25 protein-coding genes are annotated in these 25,122 nt (G+C 69.6%); 12 read left to right on the plus strand and 13 right to left on the minus strand.

Annotated features, from left to right (window positions below; genetic code table 11):
* Positions 1–119: 119 nt before the first annotated feature.
* The 3 genes from AB0B90_RS23920 to AB0B90_RS23930 all read right to left on the minus strand — a co-directional run bounded on the left by AB0B90_RS23920 (position 120) and on the right by AB0B90_RS23930 (position 3,860).
* Positions 120–1,346 (minus strand): class I SAM-dependent methyltransferase, encoded by a 1,227-nt coding sequence (locus AB0B90_RS23920; RefSeq protein ID WP_350946102.1) that lies wholly within the window; start codon positions 1,344–1,346, stop codon positions 120–122.
* Between the two features lie 148 nt (positions 1,347–1,494).
* Positions 1,495–2,481 carry a Gfo/Idh/MocA family oxidoreductase gene (locus AB0B90_RS23925; protein WP_350946101.1) on the minus strand — a complete coding sequence of 329 codons (987 nt, stop codon included), beginning with the start codon at positions 2,479–2,481 and terminating at the stop codon, positions 1,495–1,497.
* The gene (locus tag AB0B90_RS23930) at positions 2,478–3,860 is read right to left on the minus strand and encodes an NDP-hexose 2,3-dehydratase family protein (RefSeq protein ID WP_350946100.1); all 1,383 of its coding nucleotides are present in this window, start codon (positions 3,858–3,860) and stop codon (positions 2,478–2,480) included. The genes AB0B90_RS23925 and AB0B90_RS23930 overlap by 4 nt, the downstream gene beginning before the upstream one ends.
* Positions 3,861–4,145: 285 nt before the next feature.
* On the opposite strand from AB0B90_RS23930, the gene AB0B90_RS23935 reads away from it, so the two are divergent.
* Both AB0B90_RS23935 and AB0B90_RS23940 read left to right on the plus strand, forming a co-directional pair.
* Positions 4,146–4,598 (plus strand): FdtA/QdtA family cupin domain-containing protein, encoded by a 453-nt coding sequence (locus AB0B90_RS23935; protein WP_350946099.1) that lies wholly within the window; start codon positions 4,146–4,148, stop codon positions 4,596–4,598.
* Positions 4,595–5,695, plus strand: coding sequence for a DegT/DnrJ/EryC1/StrS family aminotransferase (locus tag AB0B90_RS23940; protein WP_350946098.1), 1,101 nt, complete (start codon positions 4,595–4,597; stop codon positions 5,693–5,695). The genes AB0B90_RS23935 and AB0B90_RS23940 overlap by 4 nt, the downstream gene beginning before the upstream one ends.
* An 18-nt stretch (positions 5,696–5,713) precedes the next feature.
* Here the strand turns inward: AB0B90_RS23940 and AB0B90_RS23945 are convergent, their stop codons facing one another.
* From AB0B90_RS23945 to AB0B90_RS23970, 6 genes are all read right to left on the minus strand, one after another.
* The gene (locus AB0B90_RS23945) at positions 5,714–6,703 is read right to left on the minus strand and encodes an NAD-dependent epimerase/dehydratase family protein (RefSeq protein ID WP_362924860.1); all 990 of its coding nucleotides are present in this window, start codon (positions 6,701–6,703) and stop codon (positions 5,714–5,716) included.
* Between the two features lie 5 nt (positions 6,704–6,708).
* On the minus strand, positions 6,709–8,061 hold the full coding sequence (locus AB0B90_RS23950; protein ID WP_350946096.1) for a nucleotide sugar dehydrogenase: 1,353 nt from the start codon (positions 8,059–8,061) through the stop codon (positions 6,709–6,711).
* A gap of 22 nt (positions 8,062–8,083) precedes the next feature.
* On the minus strand, positions 8,084–9,238 hold the full coding sequence (locus AB0B90_RS23955; protein WP_362924862.1) for an ABC transporter permease: 1,155 nt from the start codon (positions 9,236–9,238) through the stop codon (positions 8,084–8,086).
* Positions 9,235–10,401 (minus strand): ABC transporter permease, encoded by a 1,167-nt coding sequence (locus tag AB0B90_RS23960; protein WP_362924864.1) that lies wholly within the window; start codon positions 10,399–10,401, stop codon positions 9,235–9,237. Before AB0B90_RS23960 ends, AB0B90_RS23955 begins: the two co-directional genes overlap by 4 nt.
* Before the next feature lie 26 nt (positions 10,402–10,427).
* Positions 10,428–11,369 (minus strand): ABC transporter ATP-binding protein, encoded by a 942-nt coding sequence (locus tag AB0B90_RS23965; protein ID WP_350946093.1) that lies wholly within the window; start codon positions 11,367–11,369, stop codon positions 10,428–10,430.
* 238 nt (positions 11,370–11,607) lie between these two features.
* Positions 11,608–11,703, minus strand: a complete 96-nt coding sequence (locus AB0B90_RS23970) for a class III lanthipeptide (RefSeq protein ID WP_350946092.1) — start codon at positions 11,701–11,703, stop codon at positions 11,608–11,610.
* Between the two features lie 414 nt (positions 11,704–12,117).
* On the opposite strand from AB0B90_RS23970, the gene AB0B90_RS23975 reads away from it, so the two are divergent.
* The 6 genes from AB0B90_RS23975 to AB0B90_RS24000 all read left to right on the plus strand — a co-directional run bounded on the left by AB0B90_RS23975 (position 12,118) and on the right by AB0B90_RS24000 (position 19,000).
* Positions 12,118–12,750, plus strand: coding sequence for a LuxR C-terminal-related transcriptional regulator (locus tag AB0B90_RS23975; protein WP_350946091.1), 633 nt, complete (start codon positions 12,118–12,120; stop codon positions 12,748–12,750).
* A 139-nt stretch (positions 12,751–12,889) separates the two neighbouring features.
* Positions 12,890–13,531 (plus strand): GNAT family protein, encoded by a 642-nt coding sequence (locus tag AB0B90_RS23980; protein ID WP_350946090.1) that lies wholly within the window; start codon positions 12,890–12,892, stop codon positions 13,529–13,531.
* Positions 13,528–14,286: a flavoprotein gene (locus AB0B90_RS23985; protein ID WP_362924867.1), complete on the plus strand. Its 759-nt coding sequence runs from the start codon at positions 13,528–13,530 to the stop codon at positions 14,284–14,286. The genes AB0B90_RS23980 and AB0B90_RS23985 overlap by 4 nt, the downstream gene beginning before the upstream one ends.
* Positions 14,283–16,967, plus strand: coding sequence for a class III lanthionine synthetase LanKC (lanKC, locus tag AB0B90_RS23990; RefSeq protein WP_362925079.1), 2,685 nt, complete (start codon positions 14,283–14,285; stop codon positions 16,965–16,967). Before AB0B90_RS23985 ends, lanKC begins: the two co-directional genes overlap by 4 nt.
* 1 nt (position 16,968) lies before the next feature.
* On the plus strand, positions 16,969–18,156 hold the full coding sequence (locus AB0B90_RS23995; protein ID WP_362924869.1) for an ATP-binding cassette domain-containing protein: 1,188 nt from the start codon (positions 16,969–16,971) through the stop codon (positions 18,154–18,156).
* Positions 18,143–19,000: an ABC transporter permease gene (locus AB0B90_RS24000; protein ID WP_350946087.1), complete on the plus strand. Its 858-nt coding sequence runs from the start codon at positions 18,143–18,145 to the stop codon at positions 18,998–19,000. The genes AB0B90_RS23995 and AB0B90_RS24000 overlap by 14 nt, the downstream gene beginning before the upstream one ends.
* A 148-nt stretch (positions 19,001–19,148) precedes the next feature.
* Here the strand turns inward: AB0B90_RS24000 and AB0B90_RS24005 are convergent, their stop codons facing one another.
* Positions 19,149–19,565 (minus strand): MarR family transcriptional regulator, encoded by a 417-nt coding sequence (locus tag AB0B90_RS24005; RefSeq protein ID WP_362906831.1) that lies wholly within the window; start codon positions 19,563–19,565, stop codon positions 19,149–19,151.
* A 123-nt stretch (positions 19,566–19,688) separates the two neighbouring features.
* On the opposite strand from AB0B90_RS24005, the gene AB0B90_RS24010 reads away from it, so the two are divergent.
* From AB0B90_RS24010 to AB0B90_RS24020, 3 genes are all read left to right on the plus strand, one after another.
* Positions 19,689–21,422, plus strand: coding sequence for an ABC transporter ATP-binding protein (locus tag AB0B90_RS24010; RefSeq protein WP_350946085.1), 1,734 nt, complete (start codon positions 19,689–19,691; stop codon positions 21,420–21,422).
* Between the two features lie 234 nt (positions 21,423–21,656).
* Complete coding sequence (locus AB0B90_RS24015) at positions 21,657–21,902, plus strand: hypothetical protein (RefSeq protein ID WP_362924872.1); 246 nt, start codon at positions 21,657–21,659, stop codon at positions 21,900–21,902.
* The gene (locus AB0B90_RS24020) at positions 21,902–22,309 is read left to right on the plus strand and encodes a hypothetical protein (RefSeq protein WP_362924874.1); all 408 of its coding nucleotides are present in this window, start codon (positions 21,902–21,904) and stop codon (positions 22,307–22,309) included. Before AB0B90_RS24015 ends, AB0B90_RS24020 begins: the two co-directional genes overlap by 1 nt.
* Before the next feature lie 43 nt (positions 22,310–22,352).
* On the opposite strand, the gene AB0B90_RS24025 is transcribed toward AB0B90_RS24020, so the two are convergent.
* The 3 genes from AB0B90_RS24025 to AB0B90_RS24035 form a co-directional block, all read right to left on the minus strand.
* A complete protein-coding gene (locus tag AB0B90_RS24025; protein ID WP_350946082.1) occupies positions 22,353–23,126 on the minus strand; it encodes an arylamine N-acetyltransferase in 774 nt (257 codons plus the stop codon).
* Positions 23,127–23,273: 147 nt separating this feature from the next.
* Positions 23,274–23,516 (minus strand): DUF397 domain-containing protein, encoded by a 243-nt coding sequence (locus tag AB0B90_RS24030; protein ID WP_362925081.1) that lies wholly within the window; start codon positions 23,514–23,516, stop codon positions 23,274–23,276.
* 5 nt (positions 23,517–23,521) lie between these two features.
* The gene (locus tag AB0B90_RS24035; protein ID WP_362924876.1) at positions 23,522–24,376 is read right to left on the minus strand and encodes a helix-turn-helix transcriptional regulator; all 855 of its coding nucleotides are present in this window, start codon (positions 24,374–24,376) and stop codon (positions 23,522–23,524) included.
* Positions 24,377–24,634: 258 nt separating this feature from the next.
* On the opposite strand from AB0B90_RS24035, the gene AB0B90_RS24040 reads away from it, so the two are divergent.
* Positions 24,635–24,982 carry a hypothetical protein gene (locus AB0B90_RS24040; protein ID WP_362924878.1) on the plus strand — a complete coding sequence of 116 codons (348 nt, stop codon included), beginning with the start codon at positions 24,635–24,637 and terminating at the stop codon, positions 24,980–24,982.
* Positions 24,983–25,122 lie beyond the last annotated feature (140 nt).

Below are 25,122 nucleotides of genomic sequence, written 5' to 3' on the forward strand. Positions count from 1 at the left end.
CGCCCAACGACTCCGCCAGGAAACCCTCACCACCCCCGGCCCCAACCAACTCGTCCCCGAACTGGAAAGACTCACCGCCCACCACCGCGACACGGCGGGCTGAGGCCGGGCGCGGGCGATCAGACGACGTGGACCTCGGGCACGTACAGGATCCACCTGCCGCCCGCCTCACGGAAGGCGCGCTCCTTGGCCATGATCTCCTCGGCGTGGTTCCAGGCGAACAGCAGCGCGTAGTCGGGGTACGGCTCGGCGAACGCCGAGGGCTCGCGGACCGGGATGTGCGATCCGGGGGTGAGTCTGCCCTGCTTGGCGACGGTGGTGTCGCAGACGAACGGGACCAGCTCCGGGCCGATGCCGCAGTAGTTGGTCACCGTCGCGCTCTTGGCGGTCGCGCCGTAGCCCACGACCCGCTTGCCGTCGTCGCGCAGGTCGCGCAGCAGGGCGACGAGGTCGTCGCGGATCCGCTCGACGTTGCGCGCGAAGCCCTTCAGCGTGGGCATGGCCGCGAGGTTGCGCTTGTTCTCGTCCGCCAGCAGCTCGGCCACCGCGGCCGTCGGCGTCCTGGTGCCCGCGTGGGCCAGCGTGTAGCGGACCTCGCCGCCGTGCACCGGGAGCCTCTCGACGTCGACGAGCTCCAGGTCGAAGCGTGCGGCCATCGCCTGGACCGCGCGGACGGTGAAGAAGTAGAAGTGCTCGTCGTAGATCTGGTCGAAGGACGTGCGCTCGACGATCTCGGAGAAGTAGGGGTCCTCGAACACGAAGACGCCGGTCGGGGCGAGCAGCGCGGTCACCCCGCGCAGGATCGACTCGATGTAGGGGATGTGGCACAGGGTGTTGGCGGCGTAGATGACGTCCGCCCTGCCGTCGACGGCGAGGATGTCCTTCGCGGTCGTCTCCTCGAAGAAGTCCTTGCGGACGCGGATGCCCTTGGCGTGCGCCATCTCCGCCACCCCTCCGGACGGCTCCACCCCCAGGTGCCTCACCCCGGCGTCGGCGATCGCCTTCAGCATCACCCCGTCGTTGCAGCCGAGTTCGACCACGAACGGGTCCTCGCCGGTCAGCTCGGTGGCGAGCAGCCGCCTGGCCAGCTTCTCGAAGTGCGCGCGCATGACGGCCGACCCCGAGGACACGTACGGGTAGTCCTCGTGGAACATGCGGTCGCGGGGGATCTCCTCCATGAGCTGAACCATCGTGCACGCCTCGCATATCCCGACGGCGAGCCGCACGAAGAATTCGTCCGCGAAATCGCCGGGGCGGACGAACGCGTCGGAGAGCGGCTGGCGCCCGAAGTCGAAGAATTCAGCGAGGGATCCGGCGCAGACACGGCACCGCGACGTGGCAGACATACTTTGCTCCTCGATTCTGGATGGCACGGGGTGAATCAGCTGTAAATCGCAGCGCGGCCCGCCGCCTGCGTGCGAGACAAAGAGGCGCGGGGGCGTTTTATCAGGGCACGGGGACGCGGCCGGCGGCCACTTTCCTCGCTTTTCATGTTCATATCGTTATCCGCCGGGCCCGCTCGCGGATCGCGTCGACGAGCTCGGCCTGGGCGAGGGCCGGCTTCGTGTGCCCGGCCTGCCCGTCGCCCTCCCGCACGGATCGCGCGAAGGACTCCAGGATGTTGACGAACTGGCGGTCGGCGGCGAGCGTCCGCTCCTGCACGAGGTCCTGCCGCTCGATCCGCACGACGGGGCGCATCGAGTCCGGAGGGGTGTAGGCGCGGTCCAGCAGGATCGACCCCTCCGAGCCCCACAGCGCGTACGAGCTGCGGTAGGAGTGCTCGAACCCGAACCTGATCTGCGCGGTGACGCCCCCGGGCGAGCACAGCAGCGCGCTTCCCTCGACGTCCACACCGCTGGCGGCGTCGTAGCGCAGGAACGCGCCGCAGACCTCGAGGTCGTCGCCGAGGAAGAGCCGCGCGGCGCGGATCGGGTAGACGCCGACCTCGAACAGGGCGCCGCCGCCGAGTTCCGGCCGGTAGCGGAAGTCGCCGGGGTCGCGCGGGGGGATGCCGAAGTCGCCGGTGAAGGAGCGCAGCCGCCCGATCGTCCCGTCGTCGAGCAGCCGGCCCACCTCCTCGTGCTGGGAGTGGTGCGGGAAGACGAGGTTCTCCACGAGGAGCAGGTCGCGCTCCTCGGCGAGGGCGAGCAGCCTCTCGGCCTCGGCACGGCTGGTGGCCAGCGGTTTCTCGGCCAGCACGTGCTTGCCCGCCCGCAGCGCGCGGTCGACCCACTCGGCGCGCAGCCCGGTGGGCAGCGGGATGTAGACCGCCTCCACGTCGGGGCGCTCCAGGAGGTTTCCGTACCCGGTCACCGCGTCGCAGCCGAAGCGCCGGGCGAAGGTCTCGGCCTTGGCCGCGTCGCGGCTCGCGACCGCGACCGGCAGCACGGCCGGGGCCTCCGCCATCGCCGGGAGCGTGCGCCGCCAGGCGATGTCCGCGCAGGAGAGCACGCCCATGCGCACGGGTGAGGTCGTCGTCAACGCTCTCCTCCCCAGAGTCCCTGCAGGCAGGCGACGAGCGTTCTGGCCTGGACGTTGAGGTAGTAGCTGTGCCGCAGCAGCCCGGACAGCTGGCCGACGGTGACCCAGGTGTAGTCCTCGGGCACCTCGACGGGGAAGTCGTCGTCGGCCTCGATCACCAGGTATCTGATCACCGCGCCCATGAAGCGCCCGCCCTCCTCCGACAGCAGCGACTCGAAGCGGATCCGGGAGCGGTCGGCGTTCAGCACGTAGTCCATGAAGTACGGGCGCCGGTCGGCGGGCACCCCCTCGTAGCTCTCGGGCGCGCACTGCAGGGTGGCGGCCAGCTCGACCATGTCCGGCAGGCCGCCCTCCATCCTGGCGTGGACCAGCACGTGCAGCACGCCGTGGATCCGCTTGACGACGAAGGCGACCACGCCCTGGCCCACCGGCACGAACAGCGGCTGGCTCCACGAGCCGACCTCCCTGCCGGCCCCGCTCACCGCGACCGCGGCGACCGTGAAGTACTTTCCCTCCTCGTGGGCGATCTCGTCGCGGGACCGCTTCCAGCGGGTGACCTGCTCCAGGTTCACGCACCAGCGGTCGACGAGCTTGCTGCTTCTCGCCGCGGTGAACCAGCTCAGCAGGCTGGAGGTGGTGTGCAGGGCGGCCCCGCCGCTCACCACCGAGCGGCGCAGCGCTCCCAGAAAGTCATCGCAATCCTCGCGGTCGCCGTCGGCGAGGATCGCGCCGTCGAAGGGGACGCACGCGAGCACGGTCCTGGAGTCCATGTTGACGAGGTTGTCGACACGCAGCAGTTCCTGCAGCTGGCCGATGGTGAGCCAGCGAAAGCCGTCGCGGACCTCGACGTCCTCGGTCACCTCGACGACCATGTTGCGGTTGCGTTTGCACCAGAACCAGGAGCCGTGCTCGGACTGGAGCACGTCGACGAGCACGCTGCCGGGCCGGGGCCGGGTGAAGTACTCCAGGTAGGGCACGCCCGCGCCGCGGTGCACGCCCACGTAGTTGCTGTGCGTGGCCTGGACCGTGGGCGACAGCTGCACGGAGTTGACGTTCCCCGGCTCCATCTTGGCCTGCATGAGGAAGTGGACGACGCCGTCGATCTCCTTGGCGAGGATGCCGAGGATGCCGATCTCGGACTGGTTGATGATCGGCTGCGACCAGCCCTCCGCCGGGTCCGAGCGGGTGCTGACCCGCAGCCCCTCCACCGAGAAGAACCGTCCGCTGCGGTGGACCAGGTTGCCGCTGCCCGGCGTGAAGCTCCAGCCGTCGAGGTCGGCGAAGGGGATCCTGGTGACCTCGGCGCGCTCCGTGCGGTGGCGTTCGGCGAACCACTCCCTGAACTCGGCGAGCGGCAGGACGGCGCTGTCCCTGGCCATGGACGATTTAGTGAGGCGGGCTCTGAATTCGTTATTCTCCCGGCGCAGAGAATGTGATATCTGGGGGAGGCTGGTCATATTCCGACCCTCCGGTCTTTGGATCGCACGGCCTTCGCCGGAGAGTAATTATATAAATCTCGTTAGTCCATTGCATTCGTTCTTCCGGAGGGCTTCCAAGGCGCCGAGAATCACTTGACCGCCAGGTTCTCGAAAAATAGCGTTTGTCCCGCTGGCGAGACGGGACGGGGCGGAACGACCCCTCGTCCGAGGGAGGGTGGAGGCTCGATGAGTTCTTCGGTGAACGGCGGCGAGGACCTCGCGGTCGGCAGGGTCGAGCCATGCCGCCTCGTCGAGCTTCCGGAGATCGTCGACCCTCGGGGCAGTCTGTGCGTGGTCGAGTCCGGCAAGGAGATCGACTTCGACGTCAAGCGGGCCTACTACATGTTCGACATGCCGCCGGGCACCCGGCGCGGCGGGCACGGCCACCGCCGCCTGCGGCAGCTGATCATAGCCGTGCACGGCCGCTTCGAGGTGAAGGTGGACGACGGCTTCAACCGGCGCACGTTCGTGCTCGACCACCCCCGGCTGGGGCTCTACATGACCCCGATGGTCTGGCGGGACATGGTCGACTTCGCACCGGGGACGGTCGGTCTGTGGCTGGTCTCCGAGCCCTACGACGAGGGCGACTACTACCGCGACTACGACGAGTTCCTGCGAGACGCGCGGAGCGGGGCGTGAAGGTCCCCTTCCTCGACCTGCGGGCCCCGTACGAGGAGTTGCGGGACGACCTCGACGCGGCGCTCCAGCGGGTGCTGAGCTCGGGCTGGTATCTCATGGGTCCCGAGGTGGAGGCGTTCGAGGCGGAGTTCGCGGCCTACTGCGGCAACGCGCACTGCGTGGCGGTGGGCAGCGGCTGCGACGCGCTGGAGCTGTCCCTGCGCGCGATGGGCGTGGGCCGGGGCGACGAGGTGATCGTCGCGTCCCACACGTTCATCGCGAGCTGGGTGGCGATCTCCAGGGTCGGCGCGCGGCCGGTGCCGGTGGAGCCGGACGAGCGCACCTGCACCCTGGACCCCGCGCGGATCGAGGAGGCGGTCACCCCCCGCACCAAGGTGATCATGCCGGTGCACCTGTACGGCCACCCCGCCGACCTGGGCGCCGTCGAGGAGATAGCGGCCAGGCACGGCCTGCGCGTCCTGGAGGACGCGGCACAGGCCCACGGCGCCCGCGAGCACGGCCGCCGGGTGGGGTCGGGCGCCACCGCCGCGTTCAGCTTCTATCCCGGCAAGAACCTCGGCGCCCTCGGCGACGGCGGCGCCGTCGTGACGGGGGACGCGGAGCTGGCGGCGCGGGTGCGGCTGCTGCGCAACGTCGGGGCCCGCGAGAAGTACCGGCACGAGGTCGTGGCCGCCAACTCCCGGCTGGACGAGATGCAGGCCGCCACGCTGCGGGTCAAGCTGGCGTGGCTGGACGAGTGGAACGATCGCCGCCGTGCCGTGGCCGCGCGCTACCTGGACGAGCTCAAGGGCGTGGGCGACCTGCTGCTGCCCGTGCCGGCCCCGTGGGCCGAGCCGGTCTGGCACCTGTTCGTGGTGCGCACCGCCCGCCGGCGGGAGCTTCAGGAGCGGCTCGCCGCCGCCGGGATCGGCACGCTCGTGCACTACCCGATCGCGGTGCACCGCTCCCCCGCCTACGCCCGCGAGGGGTACGCGCCCGGATCGCTGCCGCTGGCCGAGCGGCTCGCCGACGAGGTGCTGAGCCTGCCGATCGGCCCGCACCTCGACGACCGGGCGGTGGACGCGGTCGTCGCCGCGACCCGCGCGGCCTGCCTCTGAGCGGAGGCAGGCCGCCGGTCAGCCGGAACCGCTGTCGGGCTGCTCCAGCCACCAGGGGTTGGCCCGCGCCCAGTCGATCGTCCTGGCCAGGCCGTCCCGCAGGGTGGTGGTGCTGCGCCACCCGAGCACGGCGAGCGCCTTGGAGGTGTCGGGAACGCGCCGCGACAGGTCCTGGTAGGCGTCGCCGAAGCCGTCGCGCGGGTCGACGGGGACCGCCTCGTCCCCGCCCGTCAGCTCGACCACGAGCTCGATCACCGCGCGGATGGTCGTCTCGACGGAACTGCCGATGTTGAAGCACTCCCCCAGCGCCGCGGCGGCGGTGCCCGCCTCGATCGTGGCCTCGATCGCGTCGTCGACGAAGGTGAAACAGCGCGTCTGCCCGCCGCCGTCGTACAGGATCGGCGGCAGGCCGCGCAGGGCGCGGTGGACGCTGCGGCTGACCACGAAGCCCGGCCGCTGGCCGGGTCCGTAGACGTTGAAGTAGCGCACGATGGTGGCGTCGAGCCCGCGCTGGCGCATGTAGGCGAACGTCAGGTGCTCGGCCAGCGCCTTGCTGGAGGAGTAACTCCACCTGTCGGTGGCGGTGCTGCCGAGGACGCGGTCGTCGTCCTCGGCCCACGGGACGGCCGGGTTCTTGCCGAACACCTCGCTGGTGCTGGCCAGGACGACCCGGGCACCGGCCTTCTCGGCGAGTTCCAGGACGTTCTTCGTCCCCGACAGGTTGATGTCGATGACGTCGAGCGGCCGGTCGATGTAGCGGTCGACGCCGACCACGGCGGCGAGGTGGTAGACGGTGTCCACGTCGCCGGTGATCGCGCCCGCGAGCGCCTCCGCGTCCCTGATGTCGCCGCCGACGTGGCGGGGGGCGCCGCCGTCGCGGCCGGGCGGGGGCGGCCCACCGTCGAAGACCGCGTCGAAGACCGTCACCTCGTCCCCGCGCCGGGAGAGCGCGTCGGCGAGATGACCGCCGAGGAAACCGAGACCGCCGGTGACCACCACGTTCGCCACGGCCCCTACCTCCCGATCCCGCGGTAGGCGAACCCGGCCTCGCGCAGCAGCTCTATGGTCTCGCGCGGATAGTAGGCGCGGCCGTCGACCACCGCGCACGAGGGGGCGACCCGCTCGCGGAGCGCGGCGAGGTCGATGTCCTCGAACTCCCGGTGCCAGGCGAGCACCGCCAGGCAGTCGGCTCCGCGCACGGCCTCCTCCAGCGAGGAGGCCCTCGGCAGCCCGAAGAGCTTCTCCGCCTCGTCGCCGTCGACCAGCGGGTCGTACAGGCTCACCTCCGCGCCCGCTTTGCGTAGTTCCTCGACGACCGGTCTGACCGGTGTCTCGCGCAGGTCGCCGGTGTTGTTCTTGAAGGCGAGCCCGAGGACCGCCACCTTCGCGCCCACCGGCGACCTGCCGAGCTTGGCCAGCTCCTGCACGATGAGGTCGCTGGTGTAGTGCGGCATGGAGTCGTTGACCTCGCGGGCGGCCGGGATGGTCAGCAGGTCGATGCCGCGCTGCCTGGCGGCTCGCCAGACCATCCAGGGGTCCTTGGTCAGGCAGGAGCCGCCCACTCCCACGCTCGGCAGCAGGATGTTGACGTTGCCGTTGCCCTTGGGGATCGAGTTCGCCGCGGAGATGATGTCGAGGACGTCGACCTCCAGCGCGGCGCAGAGCCGGGCGAGCTCGTTGGCCAGGGCGATGTTGTGGTCGATCCACCAGTTGTCGGCGAGCTTGACCATCTCGGCCGCCTCCAGGGAGGCCACCGGGATCACCTCCACCCCGACGGCCCGGCGCCAGAACGTCACCGCCGCCTGGGTGCTGTCGGCGCACCACCCGCCGACGATGATGGGGAAGCTGAGCAGCTCGCGCAGCGCGGTCCCCTCGGAGAGGCGTTCCGGGCAGAAGGCGAGGCCGAAGTCCGCACCGCAGACCAGGCCACCGCGCTCCAGCAGCGGCAGGGCGAGCGAGCGGGTCACCCCCGGCGGGACGGTGCTCTTGAACACCAGGAGCTGGCCCGGCCTGATGTGCCGGCCCAGTTCCTCGCAGGCGCCGCGCAGCTGGCTCTCCTTCATCACCCCGCGCTCACCGGTGGGTGTGCCGACCGCGACGATGACGACGTCCGCCTCGGAGACGCTCTCGTAGCTCGTGGTGACGCGCAGGCGGCCGGTGCCCGCGTGGCGGGCCACGAGCTCGGGCAGCCCGGTCTCGCTGAACCGGCAGTGCCCGGCGTTGAGCTCCTCGACGAGTACGGGGTCGGTGTCCACCCCGATCACGTTCACGCCGCGGTCGGCCAGGACGGCGGCGACGCACGAGCCGACGTATCCCAGGCCGAGGACCGCGGCAGTGATGTTCTCCCGATCGGGCAGGAAACGCATGTCATCTCCAATGGTCGCGGCTTTACCGGGTGAGGACACGGCGCAGGCGCCAGACGCCGAGGGCGAACAGGACGGCCGCGTAGCAGCTCAGGACACCGAACTGGGGCAGGATGTCGACGATGGTGCCGCCGTTCCTGACCAGTTCGGCGAAGGCCTCGTAGGCCCAGGCGTGCGGAGTCAGGTGGGCGACGACCTGCATCACGCCGCCGAACGACTCCAGGGGCAGCATGGAGCCGCCGAGCGCGGCGAGCCCCAGTCCGAGGATCATGGCGACGGAGATCACCGCTCCCGGCGTCTTGAACGCCGACCCCAGGAGCATGGCGGCCCCGCTCCCGACCAGGGAGAAGACGACGACGAGCGCCGCCGCCGCCGGCGGGTCGCCCCAGTCGACCCCGAAGATCAGCGCGGAGCCGAGCATGATCAGCAGCGCCTGCGTCAGCGCGATGACCATCCGGCCGAGCGCCTCTCCGGCGACGATGGCGCGGGCCGAGATCGGGGTCGCGTACATCCGGCGCGCCACTCCGAGCAGCCGGGTCTCGACGAGCCCGATCGCGGCGGTCAGCGAGGTGAGGAAGGTGAACAGCAGCAGCAGCGGCGGAGCCGAGGCGGCGAAGGGGTTGAACCCCTCGGGGAACAGGCTCCGGCCCGTGGTGGTGACGCGCACCTGGACCTCGGCGACGCTCGCCTGCCCCGCCCTGCTCAGGCTCTCGTCGAAGCTTCCCGCCCCCTCCTGCTGCCCGAAGCGGGCGGCCCGCAGCAGGGCGGCCTGCTGGGGGACGACGGAGCGGACCCAGGTGCCGATCTCGGCCGCTCCCGGATCCTGCTGCCGGGTCAGGTAGCGCACCTCGACCTGGCCGCCCTCACGGATCCGGGCGTCGTAGTCGGCCGGGACGACCACGCCGGCCCGCAGCTCGCCGCGCTCCACCGCGGTGCGCAGCGCGGACTCGTCCCCGATCCTTTCGACCGTGACGCGCTCGCCGGAGCCCAGCGCCCCGACCAGCTGCTGCGTCAGCGGTCCCGAACCGCTCACCACGCCCAGCCTCAGCTGCTGGTCGACGCCGAACATCTGCCCGAGCACGAAGACCATCAGGAACGGCGCGACGATCACGAAGAAGATGTTGGTGCGGTCGCTGAAGACCCGGCGGAGGTTGACCATCCCTATGGCGAGGGCCTTCACGCGTGCACCATCCTTCCGACACGGGACAGGGCGAGGGCGCCGCCCAGTACGGCGAAGCCGAGCAGTGCCGCGACCGGGACCGCCACGGCCTGCACCGACCCTCCGCCGGCCAGGTCGGCCAGCCCCTGCATGAACCACTTGTGCGGCGTGAGATAGCCGAGCGCGGTGAGCCCGCCGAGTTGCGCGCTGGGGAAGAACACCCCGCCGAGGATGCCCAGCACCATCGCCACCACCGACTGCCAGTTCGACGCCTGCTCGGCGGTACGGGCGAACGTGGCGAGCGCGGCCATCAGTCCGGTGGCGGCGAGCACGCCGGAGACCACCAGCGCGGCCACGCCGAGCGGATCGCCCCAGCGGGCGCCGATGACGAGGGTGGTGACCACGACGAGGATCGTCATGCTCACGATGCCCACCAGGACGCCGCTGAGCAGCTTGCCCAGCACGATCGCCGGCCGGGAGATCGGGGCGGCCAGCATCCTGGTCAGCGTCCCCGCCCTGCGCTCGTCGAAGACGCTGGTGATGCCGAAGACGACGGCGAAGAAGAGGAAGAACATCGCCATGCCGGCGGCGTAGTAGGTGGTGACGTCCAGCTGCCGCCGTACGGCGGAGGCGTCCTCGCGCACCGACACCGGCACCGGGAGCGCGCCGGCCCGCTCCGCGAGCCGGGCGGCCCGCTCCGCGTCCGGCGCCGTCCCCGAGGGGGAGACCACGGCCACGGCCAGCTGGACCGAGCGCAGCCCGGTCGCGTAGGCCTGCCCGACCTCGCGGGCGACCTGGACCGCGACGGGCGCGGCGACACTTCCGATGATCTCCAGGGTGGCGGCGCGTCCCGCCCGCACGTCGGCGGAGAAGCCGGCGGGGATGACGAAGGTGGCCTCCACCTCGCCGCGCTGCGTCAGCGCCCGTCCCTCCTCGGCCGTCGCCACCGGCCGCAGGGTGACGATGCCCGAGTCGCGCATCGGCTCAAGGACCTGCTGGACGAACCCGCCGCCGGCGGCGCGGTCGGCGTCGGCCACCGCGTAGCGGGCCGTGAAGTCGCCGCCCGTGCCGCCCAGGACCGCGTTGAGGATGAACGCCATGCCCAGCGGCAGCACGATCGCGAAAACGATCAGGGTGCTGTCCTTCGCCCGCTGGCGCAGGTCCTTCAGCAGGATGATGATCATTCCACGCACCGTAGGCCCCGTCCCACTCAGTCCCGAAGCGCCTTACCGGTGAGGTGCAGGAAGACCGCCTCCAGGTCGGGTTCGCGCACCTCCGCGGACCGGATCGCCGCGTCCTGGCCGGCCACGGCCTCGAAGAGCCGGGGCAGGATCGCCCTCGCCCCCTCGACGAGCAGCTCGATGTGCGGGCCCTCGCCGCTCACCTTGCGGACCCGCGGCAGCTCGGCGAGCGCGCGCCTCACCCGGTCGAGGTCGCCGTCCACCTGCAGGACCACCTGGTCGTTCTCCCCCACCATGTCCACCAGCTCGCGGCGGGTGCCCTCGGCCTTCATCTGGCCCTCGTCGACGATGCCGACCCGGTCGCAGAGCCGCTCGGCCTCCTCCATGTAGTGGGTGGTGTAGAGCACGGCCACCCCCTCCCCCGCCAGGCGCCGCACGCTCTCCAGGATGGAGTTGCGGCTCTGCGGGTCGACTCCGGCGGTCGGCTCGTCCAGGATCAGCAGGCGTGGCCGGTTCAGCAGCCCGATCCCGATGTTGAGGCGGCGGGCCATGCCTCCCGAGTAGGCGGAGACCGCCTCGTCGGCGCGGTCGGCCAGCCCGATCGTCTCAAGCACCTCGCCCACCTTGCTCCTGCCCTGGCGTCCTCGAAGGCCGTACAGCTGCCCGAAGAACCAGAGGTTCTGACGTGCCGTGAGATCCTGGTAAAGCGCGAGCTCCTGGGGCACGTAACCGATCAGCGCTTTCGTCTTCGTGTTCCGCGCGTCGTGCGGCTGCCCGTCGACGAGAACCGTTCCCTCGTCGCGCTCGACAACTCCGACAATCATCGAAATCGTCGTCGTCTTTCCCGCCCCATTCGGACCGAGCAGGCCGTAGACCTCGCCCTCCGCAATGGAAAAACCGACTCCGTCGACCGCGACCATCTGGCCATAACGTTTACGCAGTCCTTCGCACGCCAGAATGATGTCGCTCATGGGGCCCAATTGAACACGGCCCCTTCTCGGGGCACAAGGCGAGAGAAAATCGGAAAGGATCGCGGCGCGTTTTGCCGTCTCATCGGCGGTCGCGCGGCCCGTCACGGAGTGTGGTGCCCCGCCCCGGGGAGGGCACCCTGCACCCGGCGCCCGGCCGCGAGATCCGCGTCCACCGGGTGTGCCGGTGACCGCGAACGCGGGGGGAGGCACGAGACCGCCCCCCGCGAACACGGAGGAATCAGCAGGTGCTGTTGCTGATGGTGCTACTGGGGAGATCGGCGTACTCGGGTGCGACGTCGATCTCCTGCAGCTCAAGAATGTTGGACAGGTCCATTAAGACACCTCCTTCGAGGGCTCGAAAGTCAGACCGGCCGTGTGGCGGCCCCGGGCCGGCCGGGTCTTCCTCTCTGACACACCGCCGCCCTCGCCGGCTTCGGAGGGTGAACCGCGCGCATTCCACGGATTTCACGGAGTCTGCACCGTGACACCTGCACCGAAAAACGATGACGAGCGAAAGCGCCATAAAGGCGTTAATCCCGGCCGTTCCGCTGACGAAACATAGTTATGGAACCCCGGAATGCGCAACGGCCTGTCCTAAAACGGCCATGCCCGGCGTTTCCATAAGTCGGAAACGACGACGGTCCCGAGACTTTAGCCATGACATTATATTTTCATGCGCCACGCCGATACAAACAGCAGCGAGGATCGGATAATCACACCACAGGAACTGCGTGAAGTGTTTTCCCGGATGGCCGAGAGCCGGTATCGGGAAGTCCTGGCGGTGCTCTCCGACGATCCGCTGGGGCGCCTCCTGTCCGGCCGGGTGGGAGAGCTGCTCGTCGAGGGGAATTGCCCGGTGTGCGTCGTGCGCGCCGGGGGCGGCGAGGAGACCGAACCTCTCGCGGCCCCTTCCTTCGATCCCCCGTACGCCCGGACCAGGACGCTGGCCTCGGTCCCGCTGTCGGCGGTGATCGCCGACCGGCGGGTGGCGCTGCTGAGCCTGCGGCCCCCTCCTGGGGAGGTGGCGTCCGTGACCCTGGTGACGCGGGCCGGTCACCTCTCCACGCTGCTGGCCATCTTCGGCCATCTGTGGGGCACCGCGCACGTTCCACCACCCCAGGAGACCGGGGCCGGGCAACGGCGCGGCGCCGTGCTGAGCCTCCTGGCCGAGGGACTGACCGATGGCGGCATCGCGGCCCGGCTGGGCGTCGCGGAGCGGACGGTCAGGCGCGAGGTGAACGGGCTGATGCGCTCGGCGGGCGCGACCAGCAGGTTTCAGCTGGCGTTGCGGGCTCAGGAACTCGGCTGGCTGTCCCGTCCCGCCGGCGAGACAACGCCGGATAACGATTCCGCATTTCACGGGCGCGCCGCTTTCTCATAGCCGCGGATAGCGAAACGTTGACGACCCGGGAACGCCAAACCTAGTGTCCAGATATCGACGAGCTCAGGACGGTTCGATCCCCACGGGACCATCGGGTCCGGAAACCATCGCCGCCGAAAGAATTCAAGGTGACACAGTCGTGCTCATTCCCCATGTCGAGACTCAGCGGACGGCGCTCACCATCGCCGACCCGTCGGACGGGGTCGCCCTCTACGAGCTCCTTCTCGGCCTGGGACTGCACAGCATGCCGCCGCTCAAGGTATTCGTTGACCAGCTGAAAAAGCAGGACATCTCCGCGATTTTCGCGATCAGGCTGCGGCACAGCGGGGAGACCGTCGGATTCGGGACCCTGCACGAGATGGACCCGGCCGGACACATCCAGGTCGGCATATTCACCGACACCGACAAGGCCAGATACGGCCTCGGCGGCGAGGCGATGATGCTTCTGGTGAATTACGCGTTCGCCACCTGGGAAGACATAAGAAAAGTATATTTCGTCACCACGGACGCCAGTATCGACCGGATCGGCTGGGTCGGTGACCTCATTCCCAAGGAGGCGACCCTCCCCAAGCACATGTTCTTCCGGGGATGCCTCTGGGACGTGCATTTCTACGCCATTTATCGGCATATGTGGGAAAAGCAGGGCGCGGATGTTCTCACCCGGCTGGTCCGGGGTCCCGAGGCCGAGCGCCCGAGGGGCATCAGGGCGCTCATCCACCACCTCAGGTGGCTCGTCACCAGGCCGAAGCCCGCCACGAGCCCGAAGGAGTACGCGCGGTGACCGGCACACCGGCCGACCGCCGGCCCCCCGAGTTCGGCGGCGAGCGCCTGCTCGTGATCGGCACCGGCGCCATCGCCGCGATGTACCTGCCGTTCTGGCTGAACTGGCTGATCACGGCGTACCGGGACCTCGAGGTGCAGGTCGTCCTCACCCCGAGCGCGGAGCGCTTCGTGAGCGGGGAGGCGTTGAGCGTGCTCGTCCGCCGGGAGGTCGTGCGGGACCGGTGGCCCGAGGAGGCGCGGCCGGACGCGCTGCACGTGCGGCTCACCGAGTGGAGCGACAGCGTGATCGTCTATCCGGCGTGCGTGAACTTCATCTCCAGGCTCGCGCTCGGGCTCGCCGACACCCCCGCGCTGCTCTCCCTGCAGTGCACCTCCGCCCCCATCGCGCTGGCGCCCTCGCTGCCCCCCGGAGCGCTGGACAACCCGACGCTGCAAGGCCATCTGCGGACCCTCTCCGAACGGCGCAACGTCGTGGTGGCACCGGTACGGGCGACGAGAAGCCTCAGCACCGGACGCCAGGACGCGGCGGGCGCGCCCCCGCTGTCGACGATGATCGGCCTTCTGGAACGACTGCGCGGGTCCCTCTCCGCCGACGGCGAGAGCGACACGGACGACAGGAGCAACCGGGAACGCGAGAGCGAAGCGGACGGCAAGAGCAACGGGGACCGCGAGCGCGACGGTGGCGGCGAGCGCGGCGGGGACGGCGCGGGAGCGACGAGCACGGGCGAGGAGCACCACGCGTGCAGGACATGATGCAGATCTACACCCTGGCCGACCCCCTCTTCTTCGAGGAGCCCACCCGCTGGTCGGGTGGGGTGGGCTTCATCCGGGAGCACGCGTTCACCGTGTCGGGCACGGCCGTTCCCGAGGGGTGGGTGCGCAAGGAGCGCGGGGTCTGGGTGTCCCTGCGCCCGCAGGGCCGGACCACCGCCGAGCAGGGCTGGAAGGTCCACCTGTCCGCGACGCTGGAGAACGCCGACCGGCTCTGCTCCGCCGCCTGGGACTACTGCGTCGAGCGCGGCATCCCCTTCAAGCACCTGCGCGACCGCAACATGCTGCTCGTCTTCAACGCCAAGTACTCGCCGCGCGGCTCCAGCGGAAAGCTGGTCACCGTCTACCCGCGCGACGAGGAGGAGTTGCGGGCCGTGCTGACGGACCTGTCGGTGGAACTGAAGGGCGAGCAGGGGCCGTACATCCTCAGCGACCTGCGCTGGGGCGACGGCCCGCTGTACGTCCGCTACGGCGGTTTCACCGAGATGACGTGCGTGGACGAGCACGGCGAGACCGTCTTCGCGATCCGTCACCCCGACGGCACCCTGCTGCCCGACCGGCGCAGGCCGTTCTTCGACCCGCCCAAATGGGTGGAACTGCCCGGTTTCCTCCAGCCGCACCTGGACTCCCGTCGCGACGGTGCGGGCGCAGAGCTCCCCTACCTGGTGCGCCGGGCCCTGCACTTCTCCAACGCCGGGGGCGTCTACCTCGCCACCCGCCGCACCGACGGCAGCCAGGTCGTGCTCAAGGAGGCCCGCCCGCACGCGGCGGTGGACGCCAACCATCACGACGCGACGACGAGGATGGAACGCGAGAGCTGGGCCCTCACCGCGCTGCGCGGCATCCCCGGGGTCCCCGCCCTGTACGACGAGCTCGACGTGGCGGGGCACCGCTTCCTGGTCGAGGAGTACGTCGAGGGGCAGCCGCTGAACGTGTGGTGCGGCACCGCCCATCCCTGGGTGGTCATGGCCGAGCCCACGGCCGAGGACATCGAGTCCTACACCCGCAGGGCCGTGCAGATCACCGACCGCGTCGAGGCGCTGATCGCCGAGATACACGCCCGCGGGGTGGTCTTCGGCGACCTGCACCTGGGCAACGTCATCGTCCGGCCCGACGAGACGGTGGCCCTGGTCGATTTCGAACTGGCGTTCGATGCCACGGACACCGACTGGCGGCCGGGACTGGCCGCGACCGGTTTCGCCGGCCGGGACACCAACGGTGTGGCCCGCGACCTGTACGCCCTCGCCGCGTTACGCCTTGCCATGTTCCTGCCGTTCAGCAAGATCACCGCACTGCGGCCCGACCGGGTCCACCGGCTCGTACGCACGATGTGCGACAACTTCCCGGTTCCCGCCGGCTGGGCCGAGACGATCCTCTCCCACCTCGCTCCTTCGCGGGGGCTCCCGGACTCCCCCGCCACCGAACCGGTGGAGGTGGAGGTGGGGCCCGCCGGTCCTGACGCCCCCGCCGTGGACTGGCGGGCGGTGCGCGAGTCCCTGGCCAGGGGAATCCTGAGTTCCGCGACCCCCGAACGCGAGGACCGCCTGTTCCCCGGCGACGTGCACCAGTTCGTGTCCGGCGGGCTCGGGTTCGCCTACGGCGCCGCCGGGGTGCTGTGGGCACTGGAGGCGACCGGCCACGGCAGGCATCCGGAGCACGAGAGGTGGCTGCTCGACGCCGTACGGCGCGACAGACCGCGCCGCCCCGGCTTCTACGACGGCACCGCCGGCATCGCCTACACCCTCGACCACCTGGGATACCCACAGGAGGCGGCCGAGCTGCTCGACCGGCAGCCGGTACCCGATCGCGCGAACATCTCGATGTTCTCCGGGTACGCCGGCATCGGGGCGGCGCTGGCGCACCTCGCGGGCACCCAGGGCAGGCCGGAGCATCTCACCGCGGCACTCGCCGTCGCCGACCGGCTGGCCGACGCGGTGGAACGCGGAGACCCCGGCACGGCACGCGGCCCGGGGCTCCCGGCCCCCACCCGGCCCCTGGAGGCCGGCCTCATGCGGGGCTGGTGCGGAGTGGCCCTCTTCCTCGTCCGGCTGTTCGAGCGGACCGGCGACCCCGCCCTCCTCGACCACGCCGCCCGAGCCGTCGGGCTGGACCTCGACCGGTGCGTGACGACCGCGGACGGCTGGCTCGTGGTCGAGGAGGCGGGCGTGCGCACGATGCCCTACCTCGACGTCGGCAGCGCGGGCATCGCCCTCGTCGCCGCCGAACTCCTCGCCCACCGCGAGGACGACCGGGTGCGCGCGAGCCTCCCCGGCCTGCTGCGCGCCTGCCGGACACGCGTCTCGCTGCAGGCCGACCTCTTCCGCGGCATGGCCGGGCAGGTGGCCGTACTCTCCCGGCTCGCGAACGGCACACCCGACGGCGGGACGAACGACATGACGGGCGACATGAGGGGTGACGCGGCGGAGGACCGGCGGCTGCGTGACCTGTGCGAGCACGCCGTCTCCTTCCAGGGGCACCTCGCGTTCACCGGTACCAGGGGTTTCCGGATCTCCATGGACCTGGCGACGGGTGGCGCGGGCGTCCTGCTCGCCATGTCGCAGGCCACCGGAAGCACCGGAAGCACCGGGGGAACTGGGAGCACTGGGAGCACTGGGAGCACTGCCCCCTTCCTGCCGTTCTTCTCCCCTCGCGGGGGGCGGTGAGGTGGACGACGGCGCGGCGGTGTCCGTGAGGGGACTGCGCAAGGAGTACGGAAAGATCGAGGCCGTCAGGGGCGTCGACTTCGACGTCGCCCCCGGCGAGGTGTTCGGCCTGCTGGGTCCCAACGGGGCCGGCAAGAGCACGACGATCAACATGTTGTGCACGCTGATCCGGCCCAGCGGGGGCAGCGCGACCGTCGGCGGGCACGACATCGTGCGGCGGCGCGACGAGGTGAGGCGCGACATCGGCCTGGTCTTCCAGGAACCGACCGTCGACGGATACCTCACCGGCGCGCAGAACCTGAGCTTCCACGCCGAGCTGTACGGCCTGCCCAAGAACGCCATCGACGACCGGATCAGGCGGGTCCTGGACATCGTCGGCCTGTGGAAGCGCCGCGACGACCGGGTGCACACCTACTCCGGCGGCATGCGGCGGCGCCTGGAGATCGCCCGTGGCCTGCTGCACTCCCCCCGGGTGCTCTTCCTCGACGAGCCGACGGTCGGGCTCGACCCGCAGACCCGCGCGGCCATCTGGGGGTACATCACCGAGCTCCGCGACCTGGAGAAGATCACGATCTTCATGACGACGCACTACCTGGAGGAGGCCGAGCACTGCGACCGCATCGCGATCATCGATCACGGTTCCGTCGTGGCGCTGGACACCCCCGAAGCGCTCAAGGCCACGGTGGGCAGGGACCGGATCCGCATCCAGACCGGCGACGACCCGGCCGCCACCGTCATGCTGCGGGAACGCCTCTCGGTGGAGGCCGAGGCCCGCGACGGGGGACTCACCTTCTCCGTCCCCAGCGGCGAGGAGTTCGTCCCGCGCCTGTTCGCCGAGTTGGGTGTCCCCATCCTCTCCGTCCAGATGACCCGCCCCTCCCTGGACGACGTCTTCCTCTCCTACACAGGCTCGACCATCCGCGACGCGGAGGACACCGGGGGGAACGGGAGAACCGGCGGCCCCGAACAGGTCGGCGCGAAGGCCCACGCGGAGACCGGGGACGGCGAGGGCGCCGTGGGCGGGAAGGCCCACGCGAAGATCGAGGACGGCACGAACGCCGAAGGCGACGACACCGCGGGCACGAAGACCCACGCGGAGACCGGGGACGGCAGGGACGGCGAGGGCTCTGTGGGCTCCGTGGGCGGGAAGGCCCACGACGAGGAGGTGCCGGCCCATGGTCGCGGCTGAGACGGCCACGCCCCGCGTCCCGCTGCGCGGCGCCGCCCACAACCTGCGCGCGGTGAAGGTGGTGCTCCGCAGGGAGCTGATCCGCTTCGCCACCGACGGCAAGCGGGTCACGGCGATGCTCTTCCAGGCATTCATGTGGATCTTCATCATCGGCACGGGATTCGGGTCCCTGATGCCGGGGGTTCCCGACGGCGTGGACCTGAAGACCTTCATGTTCCCCGGCGTGATCTCGATGACGGTGATCCTGACGGCGATGTTCTCCGCCTCGTCGATCGTCTGGGACCGCGAGTTCGGCTTCCTGCGGGAGATGCTCGTCGCCCCGGTGAGCCGTACCGCGATCGTGGTCGGCAAGATACTCGGCGGCGCGCTGGTCGCGACGCTGCAGAGCCTGGTGATCGTGGCCATGGCGGGACTGGTCGGCGTACCCTACGACCCGGTTCTCATCGTCTCGCTGGTCGGGGTGATGTTCCTGACCGCCTTCACCATGTCGGCCTTCGGCGTGCTGGTCGCCGCGCGGATGACGAGCATGGAGTCGTTCCAGGGGATCGCCCAGATGGCGATCATGCCGCTCATGTACCTGTCGGGGGCGCTGTTCCCGCTCACCAACCTGCCTGGGTGGATGAGCACCGTGACGCTGCTGAACCCTCTGACGTACGCGGTCGACCCCGCGCGTCAGGTCGTCTTCGCCCACCTGTCCGTCCCGCCCGAGGTGATGGCCGTGTACGGTCCCGGGGTGTCCTGGTCGGGATGGGCCGTCCCGATGGCGCTCGAACTCCTGCTGGTCGGCGGCGCGGGCCTGCTCATGCTCGCCCTCGCCGTCGCCCGCTTCCACCGGACCGGCTGAAACCGGCCGGCCACCTCCACCGGACCGGCTGAACCCGTCAGCCGCTTTCACCGGACCGGCTGAAAACCAGCTGAAAGGTTGTCACCCGCTCCCACCGAAACGCAGGAGAACCGAGGCCCACCACCCGCGCCCCCCGGTGGCGGCCGGGTCAGACGGACTGCGCGTCGACCGTGCCGAGCAGCTCCCCGAGCCGGTCCTGCTGCTCGGGGGTGAGCACGGAGAACAGCTCCTCGGCCACCCGCCTGCGCGCCTCGCGCACCTGCTCGTACCGCTTCCTGCCCTCACCGGTGACCGTGAGCAGGGTGGAGCGGCGGTTTGCGGGATCGACCTCGCGACGGACCAGCCCGGCCTCCTCCAGCGCGTCGACCACCGGGGTCACCGAGCGGGGCACGATCCTCAGCCTCTCGGCGAGCTGCACCATCTTCAGCGGCGGCTCGGAGTCGACGATGACCCGAAGCGCCCGCGCCTGACCGGGGCTCAGGCCGAGCGGCCCGAGCCGCTCACCGTACCCCTGCCGCAGCCGACGGCCGACGCCGTGCACCAGGTCGGCCAGTTCCGTCTCCACAGCGCCGAACCTATCCCAGTGCCATAGGGAATGAATGTGAGTTAACCTCTGTTTGAGACTACATCAGAAAGGAGTTCCGTGGAGGAACAAACCAAAAGTGCCATACGGCACGAAACACCTGAGGTGAACGACGAACCTCGCGCCCCCCTGCGACGCGTCATCGCCCTCTTCCGCCCCTACCGGGGCCGCCTCGCCATCGTGGGCATCCTCATCGGACTGTCCTCCCTCGTCTCGCTCGCCTCGCCGTTCATGCTCCGCGCGGTGCTCGACGACGCGATCCCGCACGGCAGGACCGGCCTGCTCACGCTGCTCGCGCTCGGCATGGTCGCGGTCGCCGTCGTCACCAGCGTGCTCGACGTCGTCCAGACGCTGATCTCCACCGGGGTCGGCCAGCGCGTCATGCACGACCTGCGCACCAGCGTCTACGGCCACCTGCAGCGCATGTCCATGGCCTTCTTCACCCGCACCAGGACCGGCGAGGTGCAGTCGCGCATCGCCGGCGACATCGGCGGCATGCAGCTGGTGGTCACCTCCACCGCGGCCTCGATGGTCTCCAACCTCACCACCGTGGTGGCGACGATCATCGCGATGCTCGTGCTGGACTGGCGGCTCACCATCGTGTCGCTGCTGCTGCTCCCCGTCTTCGTCGCGATCAGCCGCAGGGTCGGCAGGGAACGCAGAAAGATCACCTCCGAGCGGCAGCGGAAGATGGCCGCCATGTCGTCGATGGTCCAGGAGTCGCTCTCGATCAGCGGCATCCTGCTGGGCCGGACGATGGGCCGCGGCCCCGAGCTCGCCGGGCGGTTCTCCGCCGCCTCCGACGAGCTCGCCGACCTGGAGGTCCGCTCCAGCATGGCCGGGCGCTGGCGGCAGTCCACCATCCAGATCATCATGGCGGCGATGCCCGCGGTGATCTACTGGGCCACCGGGCTCACCTCGGTCGTCTCCATCGGCACCGTCGTCGCCTTCACCACGCTGCAGATGAACCTGTTCCGGCCCGCCGTGTCGCTGCTGCGGCTCGGCGTCGACGTGCAGAGCTCCCTCGCGCTGTTCGCCCGGATCTTCGAGTATCTGGACCTGCCGGTGGACATCCACCCCGGCACCCGCACACCGGAGACCGTACGCGGCGAGATCCGCTTCGAGCACGTCGACTTCGCCTACGGCGACACCCCGACCCTCTCCGACATCGACCTCACCGTCCCCGCCGGCACCACCCTCGCCGTGGTCGGCGAGACCGGCTCCGGCAAGACCACGCTGAGCTACCTGCTGCCCCGCCTGTACGACGTGACGGGCGGCCGGGTCACGATCGACGGGGTGGACGTGCGCGACCTCACCTTCGAGGCGCTCGCCGAGACGGTCGGCGTGGTCTCGCAGGAGACCTACCTGTTCCACTCCTCCATCGCCGACAACCTCAGGTTCGCCAACCCCTCCGCCACCGACGAGGAGGTCGTCGCGGCCGCGCGGGCCGCGCGGATCCACGACCACATCGCCGCACTGCCCGACGGGTACGACACCGTGGTCGGCGAGCGCGGCTACCGCTTCTCCGGCGGCGAGAAGCAGCGCCTCGCCATCGCCAGGACCCTGCTGCGCGACCCGCCCGTGCTCATCCTCGACGAGGCCACCAGCTCCCTCGACACCCAGACCGAACGCGCCGTCCAGGAAGCCCTGGACACCCTGTCGCGGGGCCGGACCACCATCACGATCGCCCACCGCCTGTCGACGATCCGCGACGCCGACCAGATCGTGGTCCTCGACCACGGCCGCGTCGTCGAACGCGGCACCCACGACGAACTCCTCGCCGCCGACGGCCCCTACGCCGCCCTCGTCAACCGCGACCGCTCCCTCACCTCCGCCTGACCCGAGCCGTGTTCGCCCTCCTGGAGCCCGCCAGGCCGGTCGTTCCCGCCTCGGCCACCACACCCGTTTCCGGTCTCGCGTGATCGATCGAAGCTGTCGGCCCCAGCGGGAATCTTGCGACCAAAAAATGATCCGGTTGTCCCGGAATGACCGGCCGTAGAGGGCGACACACCATAACGAACATGCCGACAAGGGGCATTGTCGCTGGTAAGCAAGGGATATAGTCTGCCGCGTGTGGTGGAACGAGACGACTACGCGGCCATCCGCGACCGCATCACGGCTCTCGCCCGCGACCACGGTCTGCGTTGCGACTGGGCCGAGACGACCAGAAGGCAACGCTTCCTGCTGCTGTGGGATACCGAGGGCCGCGTCGTGGCCCGCGCGATCGTCCCGCTGTATCCGGGCGAGACACCTCACGTTGTGGACGATCTCGAACGAGGGCTCGCTTTCCTCTTCGGTGATGACTGGCTGGAGGACTGATGGGCGCCCAGGACAGCGTTGACGTTCACGTCACGAAAACCGGCACGCTGTGGCTCGCGACCGTGCAGGGCGTGGCGGGCGGCATGTCCGCACGGTCCCTGAAAGAGCTGCACGGCGACATCGCAGAAGGGTTTCCCTTCCTTTTCGCCGACCGCGACCAGCCGCCCGCCCCGGTGTTCCACTACACCCTGCCCGGTCTCACCGAGGACGACCTGAACGACTTCGCCGAGCTCCAGCGACGGGCCGCCGCGATCGCCGACGACTACACCAGGACGGCCAGGGCCCGTGTCGACCAACTGGCCGGGCTCGGCCTGTCCGACCCCGACATCGGGGAGCTGCTGGGACTGAGCAAGCAGCGGATCCAGCAGATCCGCACGAGCAGGAACGAGGACCGCCAGACCGCCTGACACCCCTTCCCCGCTCGTCACCGGCCAGACCGGGAGCGGAAGGTCACGCCTTGGCGGACGGGATCCGGTCGAGGGTGATTCCGAAGTGGTCGCGGTAGGCGGGGAGAAGTTCGTTCTCGTCCAGGTCGCGTTCCGTGCGCTCGCCGTCCACGGTGTGGATCAGCTTGCGGTCGCGGAGCGTGATCCGGCCCTCGGCCGTGCGCATCGAGCAGACCGGCGCCTTGGTGAAGTGCGACTTCGGAGAGGTCTGCTGCCACCAGCACATCGGGACGAAGTCCGCCAGCTCGTAGGGCCGGGCGGTCAACCGGTAACCCGGGTCGCCGTTGTGCGTGACGTCGAGGTCGCCGTGGTCGCCGGGGGCGAGCCCGACCAGGAAAGTGCCACCGCCGTTCTTCTGCTCCGCGCGCCCGTCGAGCCGCAGCGGCTCGTCGGAGAAGTCGCCGAATCCGACGTCGACCAGCCACGGCTCGTCGAGATCGACGCGCAGCGCGAGGTGGTCGAAGAGCGGCCCCGGCACGCCACCACCGCCGAAGACACGGGCGGCGAGCAGCGTCACGCGGTAGCCGAGCGCGGTCAGCAACTCGGCGAGCAATCCGTTCAGCTCGTAACAGAAGCCACCGCGACGGCGGACGACGATCTTGTCGTACAGGGCGTCGAGGTCGAGCGAGATCGGCTCACCGAGATGAATGCTCAGGTTCTCGAACGGCACCGCCCTGAGGTGCGCGAGTTGCAGGGTCCGCAGGCTCTCGACGCCCGGCTCCACGGGCCGGGTCACACCTAATCTGTCCAGATAAAGAGCGATCTGCGAGTCGTCCATGGGGGTAAGCAAATCATGGGTCCGCGCTCGTCGAATCCCGTCGCCGGAGAACGCCCTCCGCTCGGCACGAACGCGGGATCGCCTTAACCTCGGGCCTTCTCCCGACACGCTCGGCACCCGTGACGTCGCCCGCACCACGGCGATGTCTCATGTGACGGAGAAGTCGAACTCCCCGTCCTTGACGCCACCGACGAACGCCTCCCACTCCGCACGGCTATAGACGATCACCTCGCCATCAGGCCGATGACTATGCCGCACCGCGACCCGCCCACTACCGTCACCCAACGGACCAACCTCAACGCAGCTCCCGCCACCGTTCTCGCTTCTCGTACTGATACGCCAGGCAATACCGGCCCGTTCACCGGGATTGAGCGCGCCATGCCCTTCCATCGCGTTCACCGCATCTCTTTCGCCATCGCGGAGATAAGCTCGGCCGACTCTTCGGATCCGAGGGCAAGCTTCTGCAATTTATCGTATGCAAGGATGAAGTGCTGACTATCGGGTGATTCCACATAGATAGCACCCTTCGGAGTCTCTGCATAGGCGACCTCAGGGTAAGGATCCTTCATCCCCAGTATGCGGAATGCGCCTGTGGGACTGGCATGCGCGCCGGCCTTGAACGGGAGTATCCGAATCTCAATATTCGGATTCAGGGCATATTCAGCCAAACGCTGCAGCTGCGCCGCCAGACACCCGGAACCACCGACCTCGCGGCGCAGCACCCCCTCATCGATGATCGTCGACAACCGGGGTGGGTCGTCACTCTCAAGAATCCTCTGACGAGTCATACGCAGTTCAACCCATCGGTCGACCTGCCGCTCCTCCGCACCGAACTCGGCCGCCGCGATCACCGCTCGCGCATACTCCTCCGTCTGAAACAAACCGAGCAGCAAGGTGTTGTCGAACGCGCGGATCTCCCGCGCCCGGGACTCCAACCACACATAGTCAACAAATTCACCCGCAACCTCTCCCGCATAGCCATCCCACCATCCTTTCTGCCATACCTCTTGACTCAGTTTCATCAGGCTTTCGCGCCGACGACCGTCGGCAACACCATAGAGATCGAGCAGGGCAAGCAAGTCGGGCCTGCGGATCGGGTACTCACCGGATTCGAAGCGGCCCGCAGTAGATGGGTCACGCTGCAGATATTCGGCCGCGTCCTTGAGCAATATGCCGTTGGCCTCACGAAGATCGCGGAGCTGCTGACCGAGCCACTGCGCTCGGAGTGTCACCCACTTCGGAGCAGCCATACCCAGCCCCCTTCGGACTGTGCTGCACAGTTCAAGATTTCGCCACTTGGACTACACAGCTTGTGAACCATCGTTACCGTGTGTCAGCATACCCAAAGTAGCGACTCGGTGACAGCAGGTATAAGAGATCGCAAGAGGGCGACCGAGAAATCGCCACGGAGTCGCACAGAGTCCAAGAAAAAGGGACCGAGACGGGCTTCGCTTGGACGGCAGGCCCGCCCCGGCCCCGACGGCCGGACCGGAAAGGAAACACTCAAGATGGAGCACTTCGACGGTTCCAACCACCCGACTGTCTACCACGGCACAGGCTCTCAGAAGGCGGCAAACGGAAGCACGGGAGACACCTTTCCCGGGAAGATCGGCACCACCAGGGAGGACGTGAGGGCGTTGGCCGGTGGTCTGCCTCGGGTGTTCGCCCTGGTCCAGGAGTTCGGCGAGGACGTCCCCGAGGTGGTGGCGTACGGGCTGGCGCTGCCGGGCGGAGAGGTGGCCACCGTCGGGGTGACCGCTCGGGGGTTCGGCAGCTGGCGGAGCGCCGACAGCGCCGCGTACCGGCTCCACTCCGATCTCGTCTGGCTCGGAGAGAGCCGAGAAACTCCCGCCTGAAAGGACTACGGATCGCGTCCCCGTACGGCGACGGCCTGGCCGCGCCAGGTGACCGCTCGGCGTCGCACGAGCCCGGACAGGGAGTCGCCCGCCTCGGCGGGTCTCGCCGTCCACGCTCGGTGCCACGCGAGCCCGGACGG

This window comes from Streptosporangium sp. NPDC049078, from assembly GCF_040648855.1.
Classification (GTDB): Bacteria; Actinomycetota; Actinomycetes; order Streptosporangiales; family Streptosporangiaceae; genus Streptosporangium.

Bases quoted from the DNA above. Each gene is read 5' to 3' on its own strand.
- AB0B90_RS24035 (WP_362924876.1), bottom strand. From the start codon at position 24,376: ATGGCTGCTCCGAAGTGGGTGACACTCCGAGCGCAGTGGCTCGGTCAG.
- AB0B90_RS24000 (WP_350946087.1), top strand. From the start codon at position 18,143: ATGGTCGCGGCTGAGACGGCCACGCCCCGCGTCCCGCTGCGCGGCGCC.
- AB0B90_RS24040 (WP_362924878.1), top strand. From the start codon at position 24,635: ATGGAGCACTTCGACGGTTCCAACCACCCGACTGTCTACCACGGCACA.
- AB0B90_RS23920 (WP_350946102.1), bottom strand. From the start codon at position 1,346: ATGTCTGCCACGTCGCGGTGCCGTGTCTGCGCCGGATCCCTCGCTGAA.
- AB0B90_RS23930 (WP_350946100.1), bottom strand. From the start codon at position 3,860: ATGGCCAGGGACAGCGCCGTCCTGCCGCTCGCCGAGTTCAGGGAGTGG.
- lanKC (WP_362925079.1), top strand. From the start codon at position 14,283: ATGATGCAGATCTACACCCTGGCCGACCCCCTCTTCTTCGAGGAGCCC.
- AB0B90_RS24030 (WP_362925081.1), bottom strand. From the start codon at position 23,516: ATGGAAGGGCATGGCGCGCTCAATCCCGGTGAACGGGCCGGTATTGCC.
- AB0B90_RS23970 (WP_350946092.1), bottom strand. From the start codon at position 11,703: ATGGACCTGTCCAACATTCTTGAGCTGCAGGAGATCGACGTCGCACCC.
- AB0B90_RS23975 (WP_350946091.1), top strand. From the start codon at position 12,118: ATGGCCGAGAGCCGGTATCGGGAAGTCCTGGCGGTGCTCTCCGACGAT.
- AB0B90_RS24020 (WP_362924874.1), top strand. From the start codon at position 21,902: ATGGGCGCCCAGGACAGCGTTGACGTTCACGTCACGAAAACCGGCACG.
- AB0B90_RS23950 (WP_350946096.1), bottom strand. From the start codon at position 8,061: ATGCGTTTCCTGCCCGATCGGGAGAACATCACTGCCGCGGTCCTCGGC.
- AB0B90_RS24025 (WP_350946082.1), bottom strand. From the start codon at position 23,126: ATGGACGACTCGCAGATCGCTCTTTATCTGGACAGATTAGGTGTGACC.
- AB0B90_RS23960 (WP_362924864.1), bottom strand. From the start codon at position 10,401: ATGATCATCATCCTGCTGAAGGACCTGCGCCAGCGGGCGAAGGACAGC.
- AB0B90_RS23965 (WP_350946093.1), bottom strand. From the start codon at position 11,369: ATGAGCGACATCATTCTGGCGTGCGAAGGACTGCGTAAACGTTATGGC.
- AB0B90_RS23935 (WP_350946099.1), top strand. From the start codon at position 4,146: ATGAGTTCTTCGGTGAACGGCGGCGAGGACCTCGCGGTCGGCAGGGTC.